The following is a 22045-nucleotide window of genomic DNA, read 5'->3' as shown; positions in this document are numbered from 1 at the left end:
GGTGAGATTCCCGCGCTGTTGCGCGGGTTGGTCCCGGCGTCGCGCAGGCTGAGCCGACAGGCCGCGGGCGGCGGTGACGCCGACGGCCTCAAGCGGCAGCTGTCCGGGCTGGACGAACAAGAGCGGCTGGACCTGCTGACCAATCTGGTACGCGGCCATGTCGCCGCCATTCTGGGCCACGGTTCCGCCGACGCGGTCGAGGCGGACCGTAACTTCAACGAGCTCGGATTCGACTCGCTGACCGCGGTGGAGCTGCGCAATCAGCTCAACGCGGCGACCGGACTCCGGCTGCCCGCCACCTTGGTCTTCGACTACCCCACCGCACAGGCCGCCGCGGGGTACATGGCGGCTCAGCTGACCGGTGACACCGAGACCACGGATCCGGCCCTCCGCGAGATCGACCGGCTGGAAGAGCTGCTGTCCTCGGTGTCCGACGACGAACGACGCCGCGCTGTGACCGTGCGGCTGCAATCCCTGCTGCTCAAGTGGACCGGTGGCGAGTCCGATTCGGCCTCGGTGGAATCCCGGATCGGTGCGTCCTCGGCGGAAGAGATCTTCGCCTTCATCGACAACGAGCTGGACCTCCACTGAGCCGACGACCGGCGACCATCTGACCGAATACGGGTGAAGGCTGCTATGGACGACGAAAAGCTCCTCGAATACCTCCGGAAGGTGACGACGGACCTGCACCAGACCCGTCAGCGGGTGCTCGCGCTGGAGACGGGCGAGCGGGAGCCGATCGCGATCGTCGGGATGAGCTGCCGCTATCCGGGCGGGGTGACGTCGCCGGAGGAGCTGTGGCGGTTGGTCGCCGAGGGCACCGACGCCATCTCGGCGTTTCCCACGGACCGCGGCCGGCCGTCCGGCTACCCGGTGGGGCGGGGATGGGACCTGTCGGAGCTGTACGATCCGGAGCCGGGCACGCCGGGCAAGTCGTATACGCGCTCGGGGGGTTTCCTCTACGACGCGGCCGACTTCGACCCGGGCTTCTTCGGGATCTCACCGCGCGAAGCCCTGCACATGGATCCGCAGCAGCGGCTGTTGCTGGAGACTTCGTGGGAGGCCGTCGAGCGGGCGGCGATCGACCCGGCCTCGCTGAAGGGCAGCCGGACCGGTGTCTTCATGGGGCTGATGTACCACGACTACGGCCTCGACGGGGCCTCGGGCTCCATTGCCTCCGGGCGGCTGTCGTACTTCTACGGGCTGGAGGGGCCGGCCGTCACCCTCGACACCGCGTGCTCGTCGTCGCTGGTCGCCCTGCACTGGGCGGTGCAGTCGCTGCGGACCGGCGAGTGTTCGCTGGCGCTGGCCGGCGGTGTCGCGGTGATGTCCACCCCCGGGGTGATCATCGACTTCAGCGCTCAGCGGGGGTTGTCCGAGGACGGCCGGTGCAAGGCGTTCGCCGAGGCGGCGGACGGCACCGGGCTGTCGGAGGGGGTCGGCATCCTCGTACTGGAGCGGCTGTCCGACGCAGAGCGCAACGGCCACCAGGTGCTCGCTGTCATCCGCGGCACCGCGGTGAACCAGGACGGGGCCTCCAACGGCCTGACCGCGCCCAACGGCCCGGCCCAGCAGCGCGTCATCCGGGAAGCGCTCGACAACGCCCGGCTGACGACGTCGGACGTGGACGCGGTGGAGGCGCACGGCACCGGCACCACCCTCGGCGACCCCATCGAGGCACAGGCGATCCTTGCCACCTACGGCCAGGGCCGGGACGCCGACAGTCCGCTGCGGCTGGGGTCGATCAAGTCCAACATCGGACACTCCCAGGCCGCGGCGGGCGTGGCCGGTGTGATCAAGATGGTCATGGCGCTGCGCCACGGCACGCTGCCCAGGACGCTGCACATCGATCGGCCGTCGTCCCATGTGGACTGGTCGGCGGGGGCGGTGGAGCTGCTGACCGACCCGGTCGAGTGGCCGGACCCCGGGCGCCCGCGCCGGGCCGGGGTGTCGTCGTTCGGTATGAGCGGTACCAACGCGCATGTCATCGTCGAACAGGCGCCACCGGCCAAGCAAGAGCCGGACCCGGGGACCCATGTCCCCCGCGTCGTACCGTGGCCGGTGTCGGCGAAGACCGAGGAGGCGCTGGACGGCCAGATCGAGCGCGTCGCCGCGCTTCTGGCCGACACCGGGCCCCGGTCGGTGGACGTCGGTTTCTCGCTGGTGACGGGCCGGCCCGCCTTCGAACACCGTGCCGTACTGCTGGCCGGTCCGGACGGTGTGGCGCGGGCAGCCCGGGGCGTGGCGCGGCAGGGCGGCGGGCTCGGGTTGCTGTTCTCCGGTCAGGGCAGCCAGCGGGCGGGGATGGGCCAGGAGCTGTACGAGCGGTTCCCGGTGTTCGCGGAGGCTCTGGACGAGGTGTTCGGGCACCTCGACGGGCACCTCGACGGCCACCTGGACCGTCCGTTGCGTCAGGTGATGTTCGCGCGGGCCGGGTCGGCCGAGGCCGCGCTGCTGGACGAGACGGGGTGGGCACAGCCCGCGCTGTTCGCTCTCGAAGTGGCGCTGTTCCGGCTGGTGGAGTCGTGGGGGGTGCGCCCCGACCACCTGGCGGGCCATTCGGTGGGCGAGGTGGCCGCCGCTCATGTGGCGGGCGTGTTGTCGCTCGAGGACGCGTGCGCGCTGGTGGCGGCGCGCGGCCGGCTGATGCAGGCGCTGCCCGCCGGTGGCGCGATGGTGTCGCTGCAGGCCACCGAGGAGGAGGTGATCCCGTATCTGGGCGAGCGCGTGTCGATCGCGGCGGTGAACGGCCCTCGTTCGGTCGTGATCTCCGGTGACGAGTCCGCGGTGTCCAGGGTCGCGGCGCGGTTCGCGGACGACGGGCGCAAGACCAAACGGCTGACGGTCAGCCATGCCTTTCACTCCCCGCTGATGGAGCCCATGCTGGAGGAGTTCCGGGCCGTGGTGGCCGGGATGTCCTTCCAGGCCCCGCGTATCCCACTCGTCTCCGATGTCACCGGCGCGCCCGCGCCGGCGGAACTGGTGTGTTCGCCCGAGTACTGGGTGCGGCATGTACGCGAGCCCGTCCGCTTCGCCGACGGGGTGGCCGCGATGGGCGCGGCCGGAGTGACCGCCTTCCTCGAAATCGGCCCCGACGGCGTGCTCTCCGCCATGGCGCAGGACAGCCTGCCCGAGCGCTCCGGTGACACGGTCGTGGTTCCGGCGCTGCGCCGGGGCCGGGACGAGGAGACCGCCCTGCTCACGGCGGTGGCCCGGCTGTATGTCGCCGGGGTGGCGGTGGACTGGCGGGCCTTCTTCGCCGACACCGGGGCAATCCGGGTCGAGTTGCCCACCTACGCCTTCCAGCGCGAGCGCTTCTGGCCCGAGGCGGCCGGGGAGGAGGAGGCGGACACCCGGGGCGCGGTCCATGCGGACCCGGCCGACGCGGAGTTCTGGACCGCGGTGGAGCGGGAGGACGTCGAGACCCTGGCGTCGAGCCTGCGCGTCGACGGTGCGGCGCTGAGCCCCGTCGTACCCGCGCTGTCGTCATGGCGACGGCAGCGAAGGGAGCGGTCGCTGGTCGATGGCTGGCGCTATCGGGTGGTGTGGACGCCGCTGGCCGATACGGCGATGGACACCGCCCCCGGGACCTGGCTGGCGGTGGTGCCTGCGGGGTGCGCCGAGGACGCGTGGGTGAGCTCCGTACTCACGGCCGTTGGGACCGAAGCCGTTCTCTTCGAAGTCGACGAGCTCGGCGCTGGTGAGGCAGACCGTACGGCCCTGGCCGGGCGGCTCGCCGAAGTGGCCACGTCCACGGACGGGGCGGGCTTCGCGGGGGTGCTGTCGCTGCTGGCGCTGGGCGAGTCGCCGGTTGCCGAGCATCCCGCCGTGCCCGTCGGCTTGGCGTACACCGTGGCCCTGGTGCAGGCCCTCGGCGACGCCGGGATCGAGGCGCCGCTGTGGTGTGTGACCCGGGGCGCGGCGTCGATCGGCCGCTCGGACCGGGTGGCGAGCCCCGCGCAGGCCCAGGTGTGGGGCTTCGGCCGGGTGGCCGCGCTGGAGCATCCGCGGCGCTGGGGCGGCCTGGTCGACCTGCCCGAGGACGTCGACCGGCGGGCCGCCCGGCGGCTGGCCGGGGTGCTGGCCGCCGGGCCCGTCGATGATGGCATGGGCGATGGCGACGGCAACGGCGAGGACCAGGTGGCGATCCGGCCGTCCGGCCTGTTCGGCCGCAGGCTGGCATCCGGCCGTACGGAGCGCGAGGAGCGCGGCTTCTCCGTGACGGGAACGGTGCTGGTGACCGGCGGCACGGGGGCGCTGGGCGCGGAGGTGGCGCGCTGGCTGGCCCGCAGCGGAGCCGAGCGGCTGGTGTTGACGAGCCGCCGCGGACCGGACGCGCCGGGCGCGGCCCGGCTGGCGGCGGAGTTGGGCGAGTCGGGCTGCCAGGTCTCGATCGTGGCCTGTGATGTGGCGGACCGCCCGGCGCTGGCCGCCGCGCTGGCCGACATCCCCGCCGACACCCCGCTGACCGGCGTCGTTCACACGGCCGGCGTCGGCAGGTCGGTCCCGGTGGGCGAGATGAGCCCCGCGGACGTCGCCGACATCATGTCCGCCAAGGTGGCGGGCGCGGCCAACCTCGACGCCCTGCTCGGCGACCGGCCGCTGGACCTGTTCGTACTGTTCTCCTCGATCGCCGGGGTGTGGGGCAGCGGTGGGCAGAGCGCGTACGGAGCGGCCAACGCGTATCTGGACGCCCTGGCCGAGGCCAGGCGGGCGCGCGGTGCCACGGCCACGTCGGTGGCCTGGGGCGCCTGGGCCGGGGCCGGAATGGCCACCGAGGAAGCGATGTCCGAGTATCTGCTCCGGCGCGGGCTCGGCCTCCTCGCCCCCGATCTGGCCATCAGCGCGCTGCGGGACGCGGTGACCCGGCAGGACGCGGCCGTGACCGTGGCCGACGTCGACTGGGAGCGCTTCGCCCCCGCCTTCCTGTCGGCCCGGCCCAGCCCCCTGTTGTCCGGGCTCCCCGAGGTCCGGCGCGTCCTCGAGCGGGCCCGGGCGGCACGGCAGGGGGAGCGGTCGGCGGTCGCCGCGTTCCGGGAGCGGCTGGAGAGCCTGCCGGACGCCGGGCGCGCCGAGTTGCTGCTCGGCCTGGTCCGCGATCAGGCCGCGGCCGTGCTCGGACACGCCGACGCGGACGCGATCGGCGCCGACCGCGCCTTTCGGGAGCTCGGGTTCGACTCGTTGACCGCGGTGGAACTGCGTAATGTGCTGGACGCCGTCACCGGCCTGAGCCTGCCGTCCACCCTCGTCTTCGACTACCCCACCCCGCTCGTCCTCACGGACTTTCTGCTCACCGAGCTGTTCGGTGACGGCGACGAGGACGGGTACGAAGTGGCGGCGCCCGCGGTGGCCGTCGGCCGCCACCGGGCGGATCTGCGCGACACCGACGACGACCCGATCGTGATCGTGGGCATGGGCTGCCGCTACCCCGGTGACGTCGCCTCGCCCGAGGACCTGTGGCGGCTGGTGGCCGACGGCCGGGACGCGATGTCCCCGTTCCCCGCCGACCGCGGCTGGCCGCTGGAGGGGGATTACGTGCGGGAGGGCGGATTCCTCTCCGCCGCCGGCCACTTCGACGCGGGCTTCTTCGGCATCTCCCCGCGCGAGGCGCTGGCCACCGATCCGCAGCAGCGCCTGCTGCTGGAGGTCGCCTGGGAGGCCCTGGAGCGGGCGGGTGTCGACCCGGCCGGTCTGCGCGGCAGCGACACGGGCGTGTTCATCGGCGCCGCCGGGAGCGGCTACACCCCGCCCACGGAGCTCCAGGGCCGCTATCTCACGGGCGAGGCCACCAGTGTGATCTCCGGTCGGCTGTCGTACACCTTCGGTCTTGAGGGCCCCGCGGTGACGGTGGACACGGCCTGCTCGGCGTCGCTGGTGGCGCTGCACTGGGCCGCTCGGGCGCTGCGCTCGGGCGAGTGCTCCCTGGCGCTGGCCGGTGGCGTGGCGGTGATGGCCAACCCCGGGCCGTTCCTGGCCTTCAACGCACAGGGCGGGCTGGCCGCCGACGGCCGCTGCAAGGCGTTCTCGGAGTCCGCGGACGGTACCGGCTGGGCTGAGGGCGCGGGTCTTGTCGCCCTCGAGCGGCTGTCTGACGCCCGGCGCAACGGGCATGAGGTGGTGGCCGTCCTACGCGGTTCGGCCGTCAACCAGGACGGCGCGTCGAACGGCCTGACGGCTCCCAACGGCCCGTCCCAGCAGCGGGTGATCCGCCAGGCCCTGGCCGACGCCGGGCTGGCGGCCGCGGATGTGGACGCCGTGGAGGGGCACGGCACCGGAACGCCCCTGGGCGACCCGATCGAGGCCCAGGCGCTGCTCGCCACGTACGGCCGTCGACCCGCCGAGGCGGCGCCGCTGTGGCTGGGGTCGGTCAAGTCCAACATCGGCCACGCCCAGGCGGCCGCCGGTATCGCCGGGGTCATCAAGATGGCGATGGCGCTACGGCACGGGGCGCTGCCCAGGACGCTGCACGTGGACGAGCCGTCCTCGCACGTCGACTGGTCGGCGGGGGCGGTGCGGCTGCTCACCGAACCGGTGCCCTGGCCGACGGGCGACAGGGCCCGCAGGGCGGGCATCTCGTCGTTCGGGATCAGTGGCACCAACGCGCATGTGATCCTCGAAGAGGCACCGGCACCGGCCCCGACACCCGCCCCGGCCCCGGAGCACGGGCCCGGCGACGTCGCCACGCCGTTCGACCGGCCGGCGCCCTGGTTCGTCTCCGGAGCCACCGAGGAGGCGCTGCGCGCCCAGACCGACCGGCTGTTCGCACACCTGGAACACCACCCCGGCCTCCGGCCGCTGGACGTGGCGTATTCGCTGGCGACGAGCCGTTCCGCGCTCGAACACCGGGTGGCGCTGCTGGCCACCGACGACGGGGTCGCGGAGCTGGCCCGGGGCGCGGCCGGTGGCGGTCGCAAGACGGCCTTCCTGTTCGCGGGCCAGGGCTCACAGCGACCCGGTATGGGCCGGGAGCTGTACGACCGCTTCCCGGAGTTCGCGCGGGCCCTGGACGCGGTGTTCGCGCATCTGGACACCCTGCTGGACCGGCCGCTGCGGGATGTGGTGTTCGCCGAGCCGGACACCCCCGAGGCCGCCGAGCTCGACCGGACCGAGTACACCCAGCCCGCGCTCTTCGCCCTCGAGGTCGCACTGTTCCGGCTGCTGGAGTCCTGGGGTGTCACCCCGGACCAGGTGGCGGGCCACTCGATCGGTGAGATCGCGGCAGCCCATGTCGCGGATGTGCTGTCCCTCGCCGACGCGTGCGCGCTGGTGGCGGCGCGCGGCCGGCTGATGCAGGCGCTGCCCGCCGGCGGCGCCATGGTGTCGCTGCAGGCCACCGAGGAGGAGGTGACACCGCTGCTGGCCGACAGCGCCGACCGCATGTCCCTCGCCGCCGTCAACGGCCCGCGCTCGGTGGTGATCGCCGGCGCCGAGGACGCGGTGCTGGAACTCGCCGCCCGCTTCACCGCCGACGGCCGCAAGACCCGGCGGCTGACGGTCAGCCACGCCTTCCACTCGCCCCTCATGGTGCCGATGCTGGAGGACTTCCGGCGGGTCGCCGAAACCCTTGCGTACCAGTCCCCGCGGATCCCGCTGGTGTCCGCCCTGACCGGCCACCCGGCCACGGCGGAGGAGATCGGCTCGCCCGACCACTGGGTGCGGCACGCACGGGAGGCGGTGCGGTTCGACGACGCCGTGCGCCGACTGGGCGACCAGGGCGTGGACACCTTCGTCGAGATCGGTCCGGACGCGGTCCTGTCCGCGCTGACCCGGGACATCCTCGGCGAACGGACCCCGGAGGCGGCCGTGGTGCCCCTGTGCCGCAAGGACCGCGGTGAGGAGGCCTCGGTCGTCGCGGCCCTGGCCGGGCTGTATGTCGCCGGTGCCGGGGTGCGGTGGGAGGCGTTCTTCGCGGGCAGCGGCGCGCGGCGCGTGGAGCTGCCGACGTACGCCTTCCAGCGCGAGCGTTACTGGTCGGCTGCGCTCCCCGCGGCCCACGACGCCTCCGGCCTGGGCCTGGCGCCCGCCCGGCACCCCCTGCTCGGCGCCGAGGTGGAACTCGCGGGCTCCCAAGGTGTTCTCTTCACCGGCCGCCTGTCGGTGGGCTCCCACCCGTGGCTGGCCGACCATGTGGTGGGCGGCGCGGCGCTCTTCCCGGGTACGGGCTTCCTGGAGCTCGCGACCCGCGCGGGCGACCAGGTCGGCTGCTCTCGCGTGGAGGAGCTCACCCTCGCCGAGCCGCTGGCCCTGGGCGAGCGGGACACGGCGGTCGTACAGCTGTGGGCGGGCGCACCCGACGCGTCGGGCCGCCGGGAGCTGAGCCTGTACTCACGCCCCGCCGACGCGCCCGACCACCCGTGGACCCGGCACGCCACGGGCACCCTGGCCCCGGGCGATCCGCACGAGACGCCGTACGACACACCCGACGCGCCGGAGGGCACGGCCTGGCCCCCGCCGGGTGCCGAGTCCGTCGACGTGGACGGCTTCTACGAGCGCACCGCCGCGGACGGATTCGCATACGGGCCGGTCTTCCAGGGGCTGCGGGCGGTGTGGCGGCGCGGTGACGAGGTGTTCGTGGAGGCCGCCCTGCCGGAAGAGGCGCGGGACGCGGCCTCATTCGGGCTGCATCCCGCGCTGCTGGACGCCGCCCTGCACGCGGTGTCCTTCGTGGACCTGGGCGCGGCCGGGGGCGGCCGGCTGCCGTTCTCCTGGAACGGAGTGTCGCTGCACGCCGGCGGCGCCTCCGTGCTGCGCGTCCGGCTCGCCCGGGTCGGCACCGACGCGGTGGCACTGATGGCGACCGATCCGGCCGGAGCCCCGGTGCTCTCGGTGGACTCGCTGGTGCTGCGCCTGGTGTCGCCGGACGCCATGGCCCAGGACGGCGGCGCGGTGGCGCGCGACGCCCTGTTCCGTCTGGACTGGATTCCCGCCCAACGCGGCGAGGGCGGCGCGGCGGCGGACGGCGCTACGGACGTCGTCGAGCTGACGGACGCCACGGCGACGGGACTGGCGGCGCTGGCGGCGCTGGGGTCGGTGCCGGGCGCGGTGTCGGTGGCCATCGGATCGCCGGAGTTCACGGATGTGGCCGAGGTCCACCGAACCGTCGCGCAGGTGCTCGAACTGGTCCGGACGTGGCTGACGGAGGAGCGGTTCACCCACTCCCGGCTGGTGTTCGTGACCCGGGGCGCAGTCGCCGACGACGGAGGCGCACCCGTGACGGACCTCGCCGCCGCCGCGGCATGGGGGCTGGTGCGCTCGGCGCAGACGGAGAATCCCGGCCGGTTCGTCCTGCTCGACCTCGGCGCGGAAGACGGCACACCGTCGGAGGACCACGGCGTGCTCTCCGCCCACCTGCCCGCTCTGCTGGCGTCGGGTGAGCCGCAGGCCGTCGTACGGGACGGCGCGCTGGGCATCGGGCGCCTTGCCCGGCTGGCCCCGGATGAGGACGCCACCCAGCCGTGGGACGGCACGGGGACCGTACTGATCACGGGCGGGACCGGCGGGCTCGGCGGCGTACTGGCCCGCCATCTGGTGACCGGACACGGAGTGCGCCGACTGCTGCTGACGAGCCGTCGTGGGCTGGACGCCCCGGGTGCGGCCGAGTTGCGGGCGGAGTTGGCGGAGCTGGGTGCCGAGGTGTCGGTGGCGGCGTGTGATGTGGCCGACCGGGACGCGGTTGCGGGTGTGCTGGCGTCGGTTCCGGTGGAGCATCCGCTGACGGCGGTGATCCATGCGGCGGGTGTGCTGGACGACGGTGTGGTGGGGGCGCTGACGCCGGAGCGGCTGAGTACCGTACTGCGTCCCAAGGTGGACGCGGCGTGGCATCTGCACGAGCTCACTCACGACCTGGACCTGGCCGCCTTCGTGATGTTCTCCTCCCTGGCCGGAGTCAGCGGCGCGGCCGGACAGGGCAACTACGCGGCGGCGAACGCCTTCCTGGACGCCCTGGCCGCGCACCGGGCGGCACACGGCCAGGCCGCGACCTCCCTGGCCTGGGGCGCATGGGAGCAGAGCGCCGGGATGACCGCGACCCTGGACGGGGCCGAGGTGCGGCGCAGCGCGCGGACCGGTCTGCCACCGTTGTCCGTGGCCCAGGGCCTGGCCCTGTTCGACGCCGCGGTTCCGCTGCGGCACGCCAACCCGGTGCCGGTCCGGATGAACATGGCGACCCTGCGCGCCCACGCCGACCAGCTGCCGCCGCTGATGCGCGCCCTGGTGCCGCCGGCCCGCCGTACCGCCACCGCCTCCACCTCGGACGGCACCGGTCCGGACCGGCTGCGCAGGCGCCTCGCCGGGCTCACCGAGGACCAGCAGGACACCGCGGTGGAGGAGCTGATACGCGGCTACGCGGCCACCCTGCTGGGCCACGGCGAGGCCGCGTCCGTCCACCCCGAGCGCGACTTCCTGGAGCTGGGTTTCGACTCGCTCAGCGCGATCGAGCTGCGCAACAAGCTCACCGCGCTGACCGGGCTGCGACTGTCCCCGATGCTGGTGTTCGACAAGAAGACACCCGCCGAACTCGCCCGCTGGGTACGGCGCGAGTTCGCCGGCCCCGGCGGAACCGGTCCACAGCCGGCCTCGCGGGAGGGGACGGGGGCGTCCGGCGAGCAGGACACCGTCAGCAGGATGTTCCGTACCGCGGTCGTCGAGGACAAGGTGGGCGATGGATTCCATATGCTGCAGGCGATCGCCAAAATCCGGCCCACCTACGACCAGCCGGACGACCCCCGGCATATGGCCCGGCCGGTGTCCCTCGCCGACGGGCCCGCCACGCCCCGCCTGATCTGCCTCAGCTCGACCGTCGTCAACGGCGGTGTGCACCAGTACGCGCGGCTGGCCGCCCACTTCCGTGGCACCCGGCCGGTCTCGGCGATCCCGCTGCCCGGTTACGGCGCGGGGGAGAGCCTGCCCGCCACGGCCGAGGTCGCCCTCCGTACCCTGGTGGCGAGCATCGAGCAGGCCGCCGACCACGACCCCTACGTCCTGGTCGGCCACTCCTCGGCGGGCGCGCTCGCCTACTCCGTCACCGGCCATCTCGAGCGGACCGGCGGACGCCTCCCGGAGTCGGTCGTCATGATGGACACCTTCCGCCCCACCGGGGTGGAGTCACAGGGCAGCCTGGTCGGCGGGTTGCTGGACCAGATCTTCCGGAGCGAGTCGGAGTTCGGGGAGTTCCACAGCGCGCGGCTGTCCGGCATGGCCCACTGGTTCGAGATCGCCGCACACCTGGAGTACGACCCGGTGCCGGTGCCGGTCCTGTTCCTCCAGTGCGCGGAGGGGTTCCCCGGCGCCGAGTCGGAGTTCGACCGCTGGCGAAGCTCCCCGCTGGATCCCTCGCACACCGTACGGCCGATGGCGGCCAATCACTTCTCGGTGATCGAGGAAAAGGCGGCGGACACCGCGCGTGCGATCGAGGAATGGCTTGTTCCGGGGCGGTGACCGGACCCTGCGCCAAAGGGCTCTGGTACTTCCCTTAGAGATTCTGCATTGGGTCGCGGATAGAGTGGCGTAAGGGCAGCGCCCATGGCCCCACGGCTGAATGAGGAATGGCATGACCTTCACATACCAGGCCGCGAAACCATATCTGGTGGGCGCGGAATTGAAGTACGTCACCGAGGCGATCGCTTCCGGGTGGATATCGGCCGCGGGGCCCTATGTCCGGCAGTTCGAGAGCGAATTCGCACGCTATAACGGAGTGGCGCACGGAGTGTCCTGCTCCTCGGGTACGGCCGCGCTCACCCTGGCGCTGCGCGCCCTGGGTGTGGGCCCCGGCGATGAGGTGCTGGTCCCCGAGTTCACGTTCGTCGCGTCCGCGTGGGCGGTCACCTACACGGGCGCGACGCCCGTCTTCGTCGACTGCGGCAGCGACCTGAACATCGACGCGGCGCTCATCGAGTCCAAGATCACGCCGCGCACCAAGGTCATCATGCCCGTCCATGTGCACGGGCGCCGCTGCGATATGGACGTGATCATGCGGATCGCGTTCGAGTACAACCTGCGGGTGATCGAGGATTCCGCCGAGGCGCACGGCATCCGGCCGGTCGCCGACGTGGCGTGCTTCTCCCTTTTCGCCAATAAGATCATCACCTCCGGTGAGGGCGGCATCTGTGTGACCGATGACGGCAGGCTCGCCGAGCAGATGGCGCATCTGCGTGGCATGGCCATCGGTCCCGAGCACGACTTCCTGCACAAGAAACTGGCCTACAACTTCCGTATGACCAATTTGCAGGCCGCGGTCGCGCTCGGGCAGCTGGAGAAGATTGACGAATTCCTCGACCGGCGCAGGAAGATCGAGGCGTATTACGACGCCGGACTCGGGGAAATCAAGGAAATCACCCGTATGCCGCCGCGGGATGTGCTGTGGATGTACGACGTGCTGGCCGAGCGCCGCGATGAACTGTGCGCGTTTTTGGCCGAGGAGTCGATCGAGACCAGGCGGTTCTTTCAGCCGATGAGCAAGCAACCCCTCTACTTCGATCCGGACTGGGCCTCCTTGAACGCCGGCCGCTTCACCGCGGATGGCCTCTGTCTGCCCACCCACACCGGACTGACCGAGGCGGACCAGGACTACATCATCGGCAAGGTCGTGGAGTTCTACGGGCGTTGACCCGGGCTGCCGGGTGTGTTGGTCCGGCGCGGGGCCGGACGAGACAACTTGTGTGTGGGGAGCGGAGCGTTGAGTCCATCCGAGTCCAGTCCTGCCGACCGGCCCGGTACACACCGGGAAAGTGCCATCGCCGTGGTGGGGCTGTCCTGCCGGCTGCCGTCCGCGCCGGACCCCGCGCGGTTCTGGGAGCTGCTGCGCGACGGGGTGAGCGCGGTGTCCGAGCCGCCTCCTGGCCGTCACGGACACGCCCACCAGGAAAACACCAACCAGGAAGACGACCACCACGAACACGGCGACGGTGGCCCCGGCCACGGCGGCCCGGACCATCGCGGGCACGGCTGCTTCCTGGCGGACGTCGACCGCTTCGACGCCGAGTTCTTCGGGATCTCCCCGCGCGAGGCCCGGGCGATGGACCCGCAGCAGCGCCTCATGCTGGAGCTGGGCTGGGAGGTGCTCGAAGACGCCGGAATGCCGCCGGACGCCGTCCGCGGCAGCGACACCGGAGTGTTCGTCGGCGTGACCGCGGACGACTACGGCACCATGGACCGGCGCCGGGGTGTCGCGGACATCGGCCACCACACCCTCACCGGTCTGAACCGCAGCATCATCGCCAACCGCGTCTCCTACTTCCTCGGGCTGCGCGGCCCCAGCCTGGTGGTCGACACCGGGCAGTCGTCATCCCTGGTCGCGGTCCACCTCGCCTGCGAGAGCCTGCGCCGCGGCGAGTCACGGACCGCGCTGGCCGGCGGTGTCCAGCTGAACCTCACGCCCGAGAGCACCGAGGCCGCGGCCCGCTTCGGTGGACTGTCCCCGGACGGCCGGTGCTTCACCTTCGACGAGCGCGCCAACGGCTACGTCCGCGGTGAGGGCGGCGGTCTCGTCCTGCTCAAGCCGCTGGCGGACGCCGTGGCCGACGGCGATGAGATCTACTGCGTCATCGAGGGCGGCGCGGTCAACAACGACGGCGCCGGCGACGCCTTGACCACCCCCGACCAGCGGGCCCAGCAGGCCGTACTGCGCGCGGCCTGCCGCCGCGCGGGCGCCGACCCGACCGCCGTACGGTACGTCGAACTGCACGGCACCGGCACCCGCGTCGGCGATCCCGTCGAGGCCGCCGCCCTCGGCGCGGTGTACGGGGCCGACCGCCCCGCCGACGAGCCACTGCTGGTCGGCTCCGCGAAGACCAACGTCGGCCATCTGGAGGGCGCGGCGGGCATCGTCGGGCTGCTGAAGGTCGCGCTCTCGCTCCGCCATGGGACCCTGCCCGCGAGCCTGAACTTCGAGCGGCCCAACCCGCGGATACGGTTCGACGAGTGGCGCCTCGACGTGGTGACGGCGGCGCGCCCCTGGCCCGCCCACCACGGCTCGGTCCTGGCCGGGGTGTCGTCGTTCGGCATGGGCGGCACCAACTGCCACCTCGTCGTATCGGACGCCGCGCCCCTCGGACGCGCCACACCCGCCGAGGCGGGACCGGCCACAGACCTCACGGCGGCCGAGGACGGCGAGGGCCCCGAGGACCCCGAGCCCGGCGTTGTGCCGTGGCTGCTGTCGGGCAGGACACCGGACGCGCTGCGCGCCCAGGCGGCCCGGCTCGCGGCCCATGTGACCGGCCAAGGCGGCGTGGACGGCTCAGATGACGCGGACGGGGCGGATGACGCGGCCGGCGGCGCGGAAACCAGCCCGACGGCCATGGCCGACGTGGGCTTCTCCCTGGCCACGACGCGGGCCACGTTCGACCACCGCGCCGTGGTCCTCGCCCGGCACCGGGACGGCGCACTGCGCACCCTGACCGCGCTCGCCGACGGTACTCCCGGCAGCGGCGCGATCCAGGGCTCGGTGCCGCGCCCTGCCGCCGCCACCGCGTTCCTGTTCTCCGGCCAGGGCTCGCAGCGGGCCGGGGCCGGTCAGGAGCTGTACCGGCGGTATCCGGTGTTCGCACGGGCGCTGGACGACGTCTGCGCCCTGATGGACGGACACCTCGAAAGGCCGCTGCGGGATGTGGTGTTCGCCGAGCCGGACACCCCTGAGGCCGCCGAGCTCGACCGGACCGCTTACACCCAGCCCGCGCTCTTCGCCCTCCACACGGCCCTCTCCCGGCTGTTGGAGTCCTGGGGCACCACCCCGGACTTCGTGGCCGGGCACTCGATCGGGGCCGTCGCCGCCGCCCATGTGGCCGGGGTGCTGTCCCTCGCGGACGCGTGCGCCCTGGTGGCTGCGCGCGGCCGGCTGATGCAGGAGCTGCCCACCGGTGGCGCGATGGCCTCGGTCCAGGCGCCCGAGGACGAGGTGCGTCCGCTGCTGGCCGGTCGCGAGCACGAGATCTCCCTCGCGGCGGTCAACGGCCCGGCGTCGGTGGTCGTCGCAGGCGACGAGGGCGCGGTCGAGGACGTCGTCGCACACTTCGCCGAATCGGGCCGCAGAACCAAGCGCCTGCGGGTCTCCCATGCGTTCCACTCGCCCCGCATGGACGCCATGCTCGACGAGTTCCGCCAGGTCGTGGCCGGGCTGTCCCTCACCGCGCCCCGGATCCCCGTGGTGTCCGACCTCACCGGCGAACTCGCCACCGCCGAGCAGCTGTGCTCCGCGGAGTACTGGGCGCGGCACGCCCGCGAGACCGTCCGCTTCGCGGACACCGTACGTACCCTGCGGGACCGGGGTGTCGGCGCGTTCCTGGAGCTGGGTCCGGACGGGGTGCTGACCGGGATGACCCGGGAATGTCTCGACCAGCCCTCTGCGAGCTCCGCGGACGCTCAAGGTCCCACCGACACGCCCCCCGCGGTCGTCAGGACACTCCGCCCCGGCAGTGACGAGCCGCTGACGGTACTGACCGCGATGGCCGAACTGCACGTCCACGGCGCCACGGTTCGCTGGGACGCGTACTTCGCCCAGCTCGGTGGCAGGCGAGTGGCGCTGCCCACCTACGCCTTCCAACGGGAACGCCACTGGCTGGACGGCCAACCGGCGGGTCAGATGACCGAATACGGCGCCGCCACGCCCCCGGGCGCCCCAGAGCCCGTACCAGGTGAGGCCCCCGCGCCCGTGGAGCCGGCCGCCAGGCAGCCGCGTGTGGACATGGTGCGGCTGGTGCGGGCCGAGACCGCGATGGTGCTCGGCTACGCGGAACCGGAGCGGGTCGACGCCGGCCTGACGTTCAAACAACTCGGCTTCGACTCCACCATGACCGTGGAACTCGTGTCCCGGCTGAGGTCCGCCACCGGTCTGCGACTGCCCAACACCGCGCTGTTCGACCACCCCACACCGGACCGGATCGCCGCCCGGCTGGCCACCGAGCCCAGCGGTGCCACCGGCACCGGCGAGACCCCGCCCCGGGCCATCGCCGCGCCCGCCGACGAGCCGGTGGTCATCGTGGGCATGGGCTGCCGCTACCCGGGCGGGGCCGATACCCCCGAGGCGCTGTGGGACCTGGTGGCGAGCGAAGTGGACGCCGTCTCCGCGATGCCGACCGACCGCGGCTGGGCGGCCGAGGTGCTGGCCACACAGCGGCCGGGCGGTTTCCTGTACGACGCCGACCGGTTCGACGCGGCGCTCTTCGGGATCTCGCCCCGGGAAGCCCTCGCCATGGATCCCCAGCAGCGGCTGGCGCTCGAAGTGACCTGGGAGGCGGTCGAGCGGGCGGGGATCGCGCCCTCGTCACTGCACGGCAGCCGGACCGGTGTGTTCGTCGGCGCGATGGCCCAGGACTACGGCCCGCGGCTGCACGAGGCGACCGGCGACGCCGAGGGCTATGTGCTGACCGGCACCTCTCCCAGCGTCCTGTCCGGCCGGGTCGCCTATACGCTCGGGCTGCGCGGACCGGCGCTCACGGTCGACACCGCCTGCTCCTCGTCTCTGGTGGCCCTCCACCTCGCGGCCCAGTCGCTGCGCGGCGGCGAGTGCTCGCTGGCCCTGGCCGGTGGCGTCACCGTGATGTCCGAGCCCGGCATCTTCGTGGAGTTCGCCAAACAGGGCGGGCTGTCCGAGGACGGCCGGTGCAAGGCGTTCGCGGAGGCCGCCGACGGCACCGGCTGGTCCGAGGGCGTGGGCATGCTGGTGCTGGAGCGGCTGTCGGACGCCCGCCGCAACGGCCACCGGATCCTGGCGGTGCTGCGCGGCTCGGCGGTCAACTCCGACGGCGCGTCGAACGGACTGACCGCGCCGAGCGGCGTGTCCCAGCAGCAGGTCATCGGCCAGGCGCTGGCCGGAGCGGGACTCGTCCCCGCGGACGTGGACGCCGTCGAGGCACATGGCACCGGCACCAGGCTGGGTGACCCCATCGAGGCGCAGGCGATCCTCGCCACCTACGGCCAGGGCCGGGACGCGACACGTCCGCTGCTGCTGGGGTCGATCAAGTCCAACATCGGACACACCCAGGCCGCGGCGGGTGTCGCGGGCGTCATCAAGATGGTCATGGCCATGCGCCATGGCACGCTGCCCAGAACACTGCACGTGGACGCGCCGTCCTCGCATGTGGACTGGACGGCGGGCACGGTGGAGCTGCTGACCGAGCCGACGTCGTGGCCGGAGGCGGAACGGCCGCTCCGCGCGGGCGTGTCCTCGTTCGGCATCAGCGGCACCAACGCCCATGTCATCGTCGAGCAGGCACCGTACGAGCCGCCACCGGCCACCGCCGCGGAGCTCGCGCCCCCGGACACAACACCCGAAGCCGCCCCCCGCGTAGTGCCCTGGCCGGTGTCGGGACGGACCGACGCCGCGCTGCGGGCCCAGCTCGACCGGCTGCACTCCTTCCTCGCCGACACCCGCGCCCCGGCGCCCGACATCGGCTACTCCCTCGCCACGACCCGCGCTCAGCTGGAGCACCGCGCGGTGCTGCTGTCCACGCCGGACGGCGTGGTGGAGGCGGCGCGGGGCGTCGCCGCGAGCGCGGGGCCCCTGACACTGCTGTTCGCCGGTCAGGGCGCGCAGCGCATCGGCATGGGCCGCGAGCTCGCCCACCGCTTCCCCGTGTTCGCCCGCGCACTCGACGAGGTGTGCACGCTGCTGGACGGCGAGCTGGGCCGGCCGCTGCGCGAGGTGATGTTCGGCGCGGACACCGATGCGCTCGACCGTACGGAGTACGCGCAGCCCGCGCTGTTCGCGCTCGAAGTGGCGCTGTTCCGGCTGGTCGAGTCCTGGGGGATCGTCCCCGACCTCCTGGTCGGTCACTCGATCGGAGAGATCGCCGCCGCGCATATCGCCGGTGTGCTCTCCCTCGGCGACGCATGTGCCCTGGTGGCCGCGCGTGGCCGACTGATGCAGGCGCTGCCCGAGGGCGGGGCCATGGTGGCGCTGCGGGCGGCCGAGGACGAGGTGGAGCCGCTGCTCGCGGACCACGCCGACCGCGCGCAACTCGCCGCGGTCAACGGCCCGTCCTCGGTGGTCCTCTCCGGCGACGAGGAGACCGTGACGGACATCGCGGCCCGCTTCGAGGCGCGGGGCCGGAAGGCCACGCGGCTGCGGGTCAGCCACGCGTTCCACTCCCCGCTGATGGCCCCGATGCTGGCGGACTTCCGGACGGCCGTCGAGCGGCTGGCCTTCCAGGAGCCGCGCGTCCCCATCGTCTCGACGGTCACCGGCGAGATGGTCGACGCGGCGTGGATCAGCACACCGGACTACTGGGTGGACCATGTCGTACGCCCGGTGCGGTTCGCCGCGGCGATCGCCGCAGCCGCCTCCGCCGGGTCCCGGGTGTTCCTGGAACTGGGCCCCGACGCGACACTGACAGCCCTCACCGGGGACAAGCTCGCCGAGCTGCCGGGCGTCACCGCGGTGCCGATGCTCCGTACGGACCGCGGCGAGGACGACGACACCGCCGTCGTGACCGCCGCGGCCCGTCTGCACGCGCACGGTGTCCCCGTACGGTGGCCCGCCCTGTTCGCCGGGACCGGAGCGCGGCGGGTGGAGCTGCCGACGTACGCGTTCCAGCGCGAGCGCTACTGGGCCGGGCGGACGGCAGGAGCGGCCGATGTCGCGTCGGCGGGCCTCGACCGGCCGGAACACCCGCTGCTGGGCGCGGTCGTGCGACTCCCGGACACTGGAGGGCTGCTGTGCACGGGCGTCCTGTCGACGACCGCCCAACCCTGGCTGGCCGACCATGTGGTGGCCGGACAGGTGCTCTTCCCCGGCACCGGCTTCGTGGAGCTGGCGGTCCGGGCGGGTGACGAGGCCGACTGCGGCCTGGTGCGTGAACTCACCCTGACCGCGCCGCTGGCGCTGCCCGAACACCGCGGCATCCCCGTCCAGGTGGCTCTCGGCCCGCCCGACGACACCGGCTGCCGGACCCTGGGGATCTACTCCCGCCCCGACGACGCACCCGACGCGCCGTGGGTCCAGCATGCCACCGGCGTGCTCGCGCCCGGCGCGCCTGCGCGGCCGGGCGAGCCGGTCCCGGCCGAGGAGCCCGGCGCGGCCGATCAGTGGGCGTACGGTCGGACTTGGCCACCGGCCGACGCCGTGCCGCTCGACCTCGACGGCTTCTACGAGCGGCGGAGCGCGGCCGGATTCGACTACGGCCCGGCGTTCCGAGGCATGCGCGCGCTCTGGCGGACCGAGGACGCCGTACTGGCCGAGGTAGCGCTGCCCGAGCACATCGCGGGCGACGCCGCCGCGTTCGGGCTGCACCCGGCCCTGCTCGACGCCGCGCTGCACATCGTGTCGTACACCGGGCTCGACGACTCCGAAGGCGGACGGCTGCCGTTCGCTTGGACGGAGGTGTCGCTGCACGCCTCGGGCGCCTCTGTGCTGCGGGTCCGGATGAGCCGGGAGGGCGACGACGCGGTCATGTTGACCGTCGCCGACACGGAGGGCCGAGTGGTGGCCTCCGTACGCTCGCTGGCCCTCCTCCCGTACACGCCCGACGGTGGCGGCCGGGCCGGGCAACCGCTCCTGCGCCTGGTTTGGGCGCCTGTGGACGCGGTGCCGTCGGCGGAGGACGGTCGGGCCCGTCGGTGGGCGGTGGCCGGCCCGGACAGCTGGGGGCTGGCCGACGCGCTGCGCTCGGCGGGCGAGACCGTGGTCGACGAGGCGACGGCACCGGCGGATGTGGTCCTGGTCCCGGTCGCCGTACCGGCTGGGGCCGCGGCCGAGGACGACGCGCTCGACGCGGTCCGCGCCGCCACGTCGGCGGTGCTCGACCGGTTGCAGCGGGATCTGCGAGACGCGGACGGGCCCGAGAACACGCCCGCGGTGGTGTTTGTGACGCGGGGCGCGGTCGCGACGGATATCGACACCTCGCCCGATCTGGCGGGCGCGGCGGTGTGGGGGCTGGTCCGCTCCGCGCAGCAGGAGAGCCCCGCCCGTTTCGTCCTGCTGGACCTGGACGGAACGGACACCCCGCCCACGGCCGGGCCGCTGCGCGCGGCACTGGAGCTGGACGAACCGCAGCTCGCCGTACGCGTAGGCCGCCTGCTGACGCCCCGGCTGACCCCCGTGCGCCCCTCGGAGCCTGCCGCCGAGTCCCGCCGGGAGGCCGTCTGGGACACCGACGGCACCGTACTGGTCACGGGCGGACTGAGCGGGCTGGGCGCCCAGGTGGCCCGACACCTGGCCGATGCGCACGGCGTACGCCATCTCGTCCTGGCCGGACGCCGTGGCCGCGCCACCGAAGGCGCCGACGACCTGGTGGCGGACCTGACCCGGCTGGGCGCCGAGGTCTCCGTCGTCGCCTGCGATGTCTCGGACCGCGCCGCCGTCGCCCGGCTGATCGGCGACATCCCGGCGACACATCCGCTGACCGGTGTGGTGCACGCCGCCGGTGTGCTCGACGACGGGCTGGTCGAGGCGCTGACCGAGGAGCGACTGGACACGGTGTTCCGGCCGAAGGCGGCCGGTGCGTGGCATTTGCACGAGCTCACCCGGAGCCATGACCTCACCGCGTTCGTCGTGTTCTCTTCGGTGTTCGGCGTCCTGGGAAACGCCGGGCAGGGCAGCTACACCGCGGCGAACGCGTTCCTTGACGCCCTCGTACGGCGGCGGGCCGCCCAGGGGCTGCCGGGCCTGGCCATCGCCTGGGGGCCGTGGCCGCAGGGCAGCGGTATGACGAGCACCCTCACGGACGCCGAGATGCGCCGCATGGCGCGGGCCGGCCTGCCGCCGCTCACCGTCGACCAGGGGCTGGCCTGGTTCGACGCCGCGCCGACCGCGGGTGAACCGGCGGTCGTCGCGGCCCAGGTGGACCGCGCGGCGCTGCGCGCCCGGGGCACCGTGCCCGCCGCTTTCCGCGCACTGGTGCCCGCCCCGGTACGGCGGGCGGTGGCGGCCGGCACGCCGGGCGCGGGGCCCGACCCGTTGGCCGAGCCGGCCGGGCTGACGGGGGCCGACCTCGCCGATGCGGTGTCCCGGCTGGTACGGGCCGCGGTCGCCGCGGTGCTCGGGCATCCCTCCGCCGAGGCCGTGGATCCGTCGCTGACCTTCCAGGACCTCGGACTGGACTCGCTGACCTCGGTGGAATTGCGCAACCAGCTCACCGAGACCACGGGCGTACGGCTGCCCACCACCCTCATCTTCGACTACCCCACCCCCGCGGCCGTCGCGGACTTCCTGTGCGCGCGCAGCCAGGGCACCACCGTCACCCGGCAGGTGGCCGCAGCCCCCGCCGTGACCGGGGACCCGATCGTCATCGTGGGGATGGCCTGCCGCTATCCGGGCGGGGTGAGCTCCCCCGAGGAGCTGTGGGAGCTGACGGCCCACGGCCGCGACGGCATCTCCGACTTCCCCGACGACCGGGGCTGGTCCCTGCCCGAGGTGTCCTTCGCCCGTGTGGGCGGGTTCCTGTACGACGCGGGCGACTTCGACGCGGGCTTCTTCGGCATCTCCCCGCGCGAAGCGCTCGCCATCGACCCGCAGCAACGGCTCCTGTTGGAGACGTCGTGGGAGGCCCTGGAGCGGGCAGGGATGGACCCGCTGACGCTCAAGGGGAGCGCCACCGGTGTGTTCGCCGGTGTGATGTACCACGACTACCCGGTGGCCGGCGACGGCCTGCCCGAGGCCCTGCGCGGCTTCGTGGTCAACGGTACGTCCGGCAGCGTGGCCTCGGGCCGGGTGGCCTACACCCTCGGCCTCGAGGGCCCGGCCGTCACCATAGACACCGCATGCTCGTCCTCGCTGGTCGCCGTGCACATGGCCGCGCAGGCCCTGCGGTCGGGGGAGTGTTCGCTGGCGCTCGCGGGCGGCGTCACCGTCATGGCGACCCCGGAGACCTTCGTCGACTTCGACCGCCAGGGCGGCCTGGCCTCCGACGGCCGCTGCAAGTCCTTCTCCGACGCCGCCGACGGCACCGGCTGGTCGGAGGGCGTCGGCATGCTGGTGTTGGAGCGGTTGTCGGATGCCCGTCGCCTTGGGCATGAGGTATTGGCGGTGGTGCGTGGTTCGGCGGTGAATCAGGATGGTGCGTCGAATGGTTTGACGGCGCCGAATGGTCCGTCGCAGCAGCGGGTGATTCGTCAG

At 73.4% G+C, this 22045-nt stretch carries 2 protein-coding genes and 1 pseudogene; all 3 read left to right on the top strand.

Features of this window, described 5'->3' with window-relative positions; all coding sequences use genetic code 11:
• Window positions 1–11436 (top strand): annotated as a pseudogene (locus ACFV2X_RS53395) (type I polyketide synthase); the annotation flags it as partial.
• A gap of 112 nt (window positions 11437–11548) precedes the next feature.
• Window positions 11549–12604: a DegT/DnrJ/EryC1/StrS family aminotransferase gene (locus tag ACFV2X_RS53390; protein WP_385631069.1), complete on the top strand. Its 1056-nt coding sequence runs from the start codon at window positions 11549–11551 to the stop codon at window positions 12602–12604.
• 132 nt (window positions 12605–12736) lie between these two features.
• Window positions 12737–22045 (top strand): type I polyketide synthase (locus tag ACFV2X_RS53385; RefSeq protein WP_385631070.1); only part of this gene is annotated, 9309 nt, incomplete at its 3' end.

The sequence above is a fragment of the Streptomyces sp. NPDC059679 genome (assembly GCF_042734105.1).
Lineage (GTDB): Bacteria > Actinomycetota > Actinomycetes > Streptomycetales > Streptomycetaceae > Streptomyces.
Note: the sequence above shows the minus strand (reverse complement) of the source record. Positions and strands in the feature narration are given on the sequence as shown.

Excerpts from the sequence above, each read along its gene's own strand:
- ACFV2X_RS53390 (WP_385631069.1), top strand. The coding sequence starts at position 11,549 with ATGACCTTCACATACCAGGCCGCGAAACCATATCTGGTGGGCGCGGAA.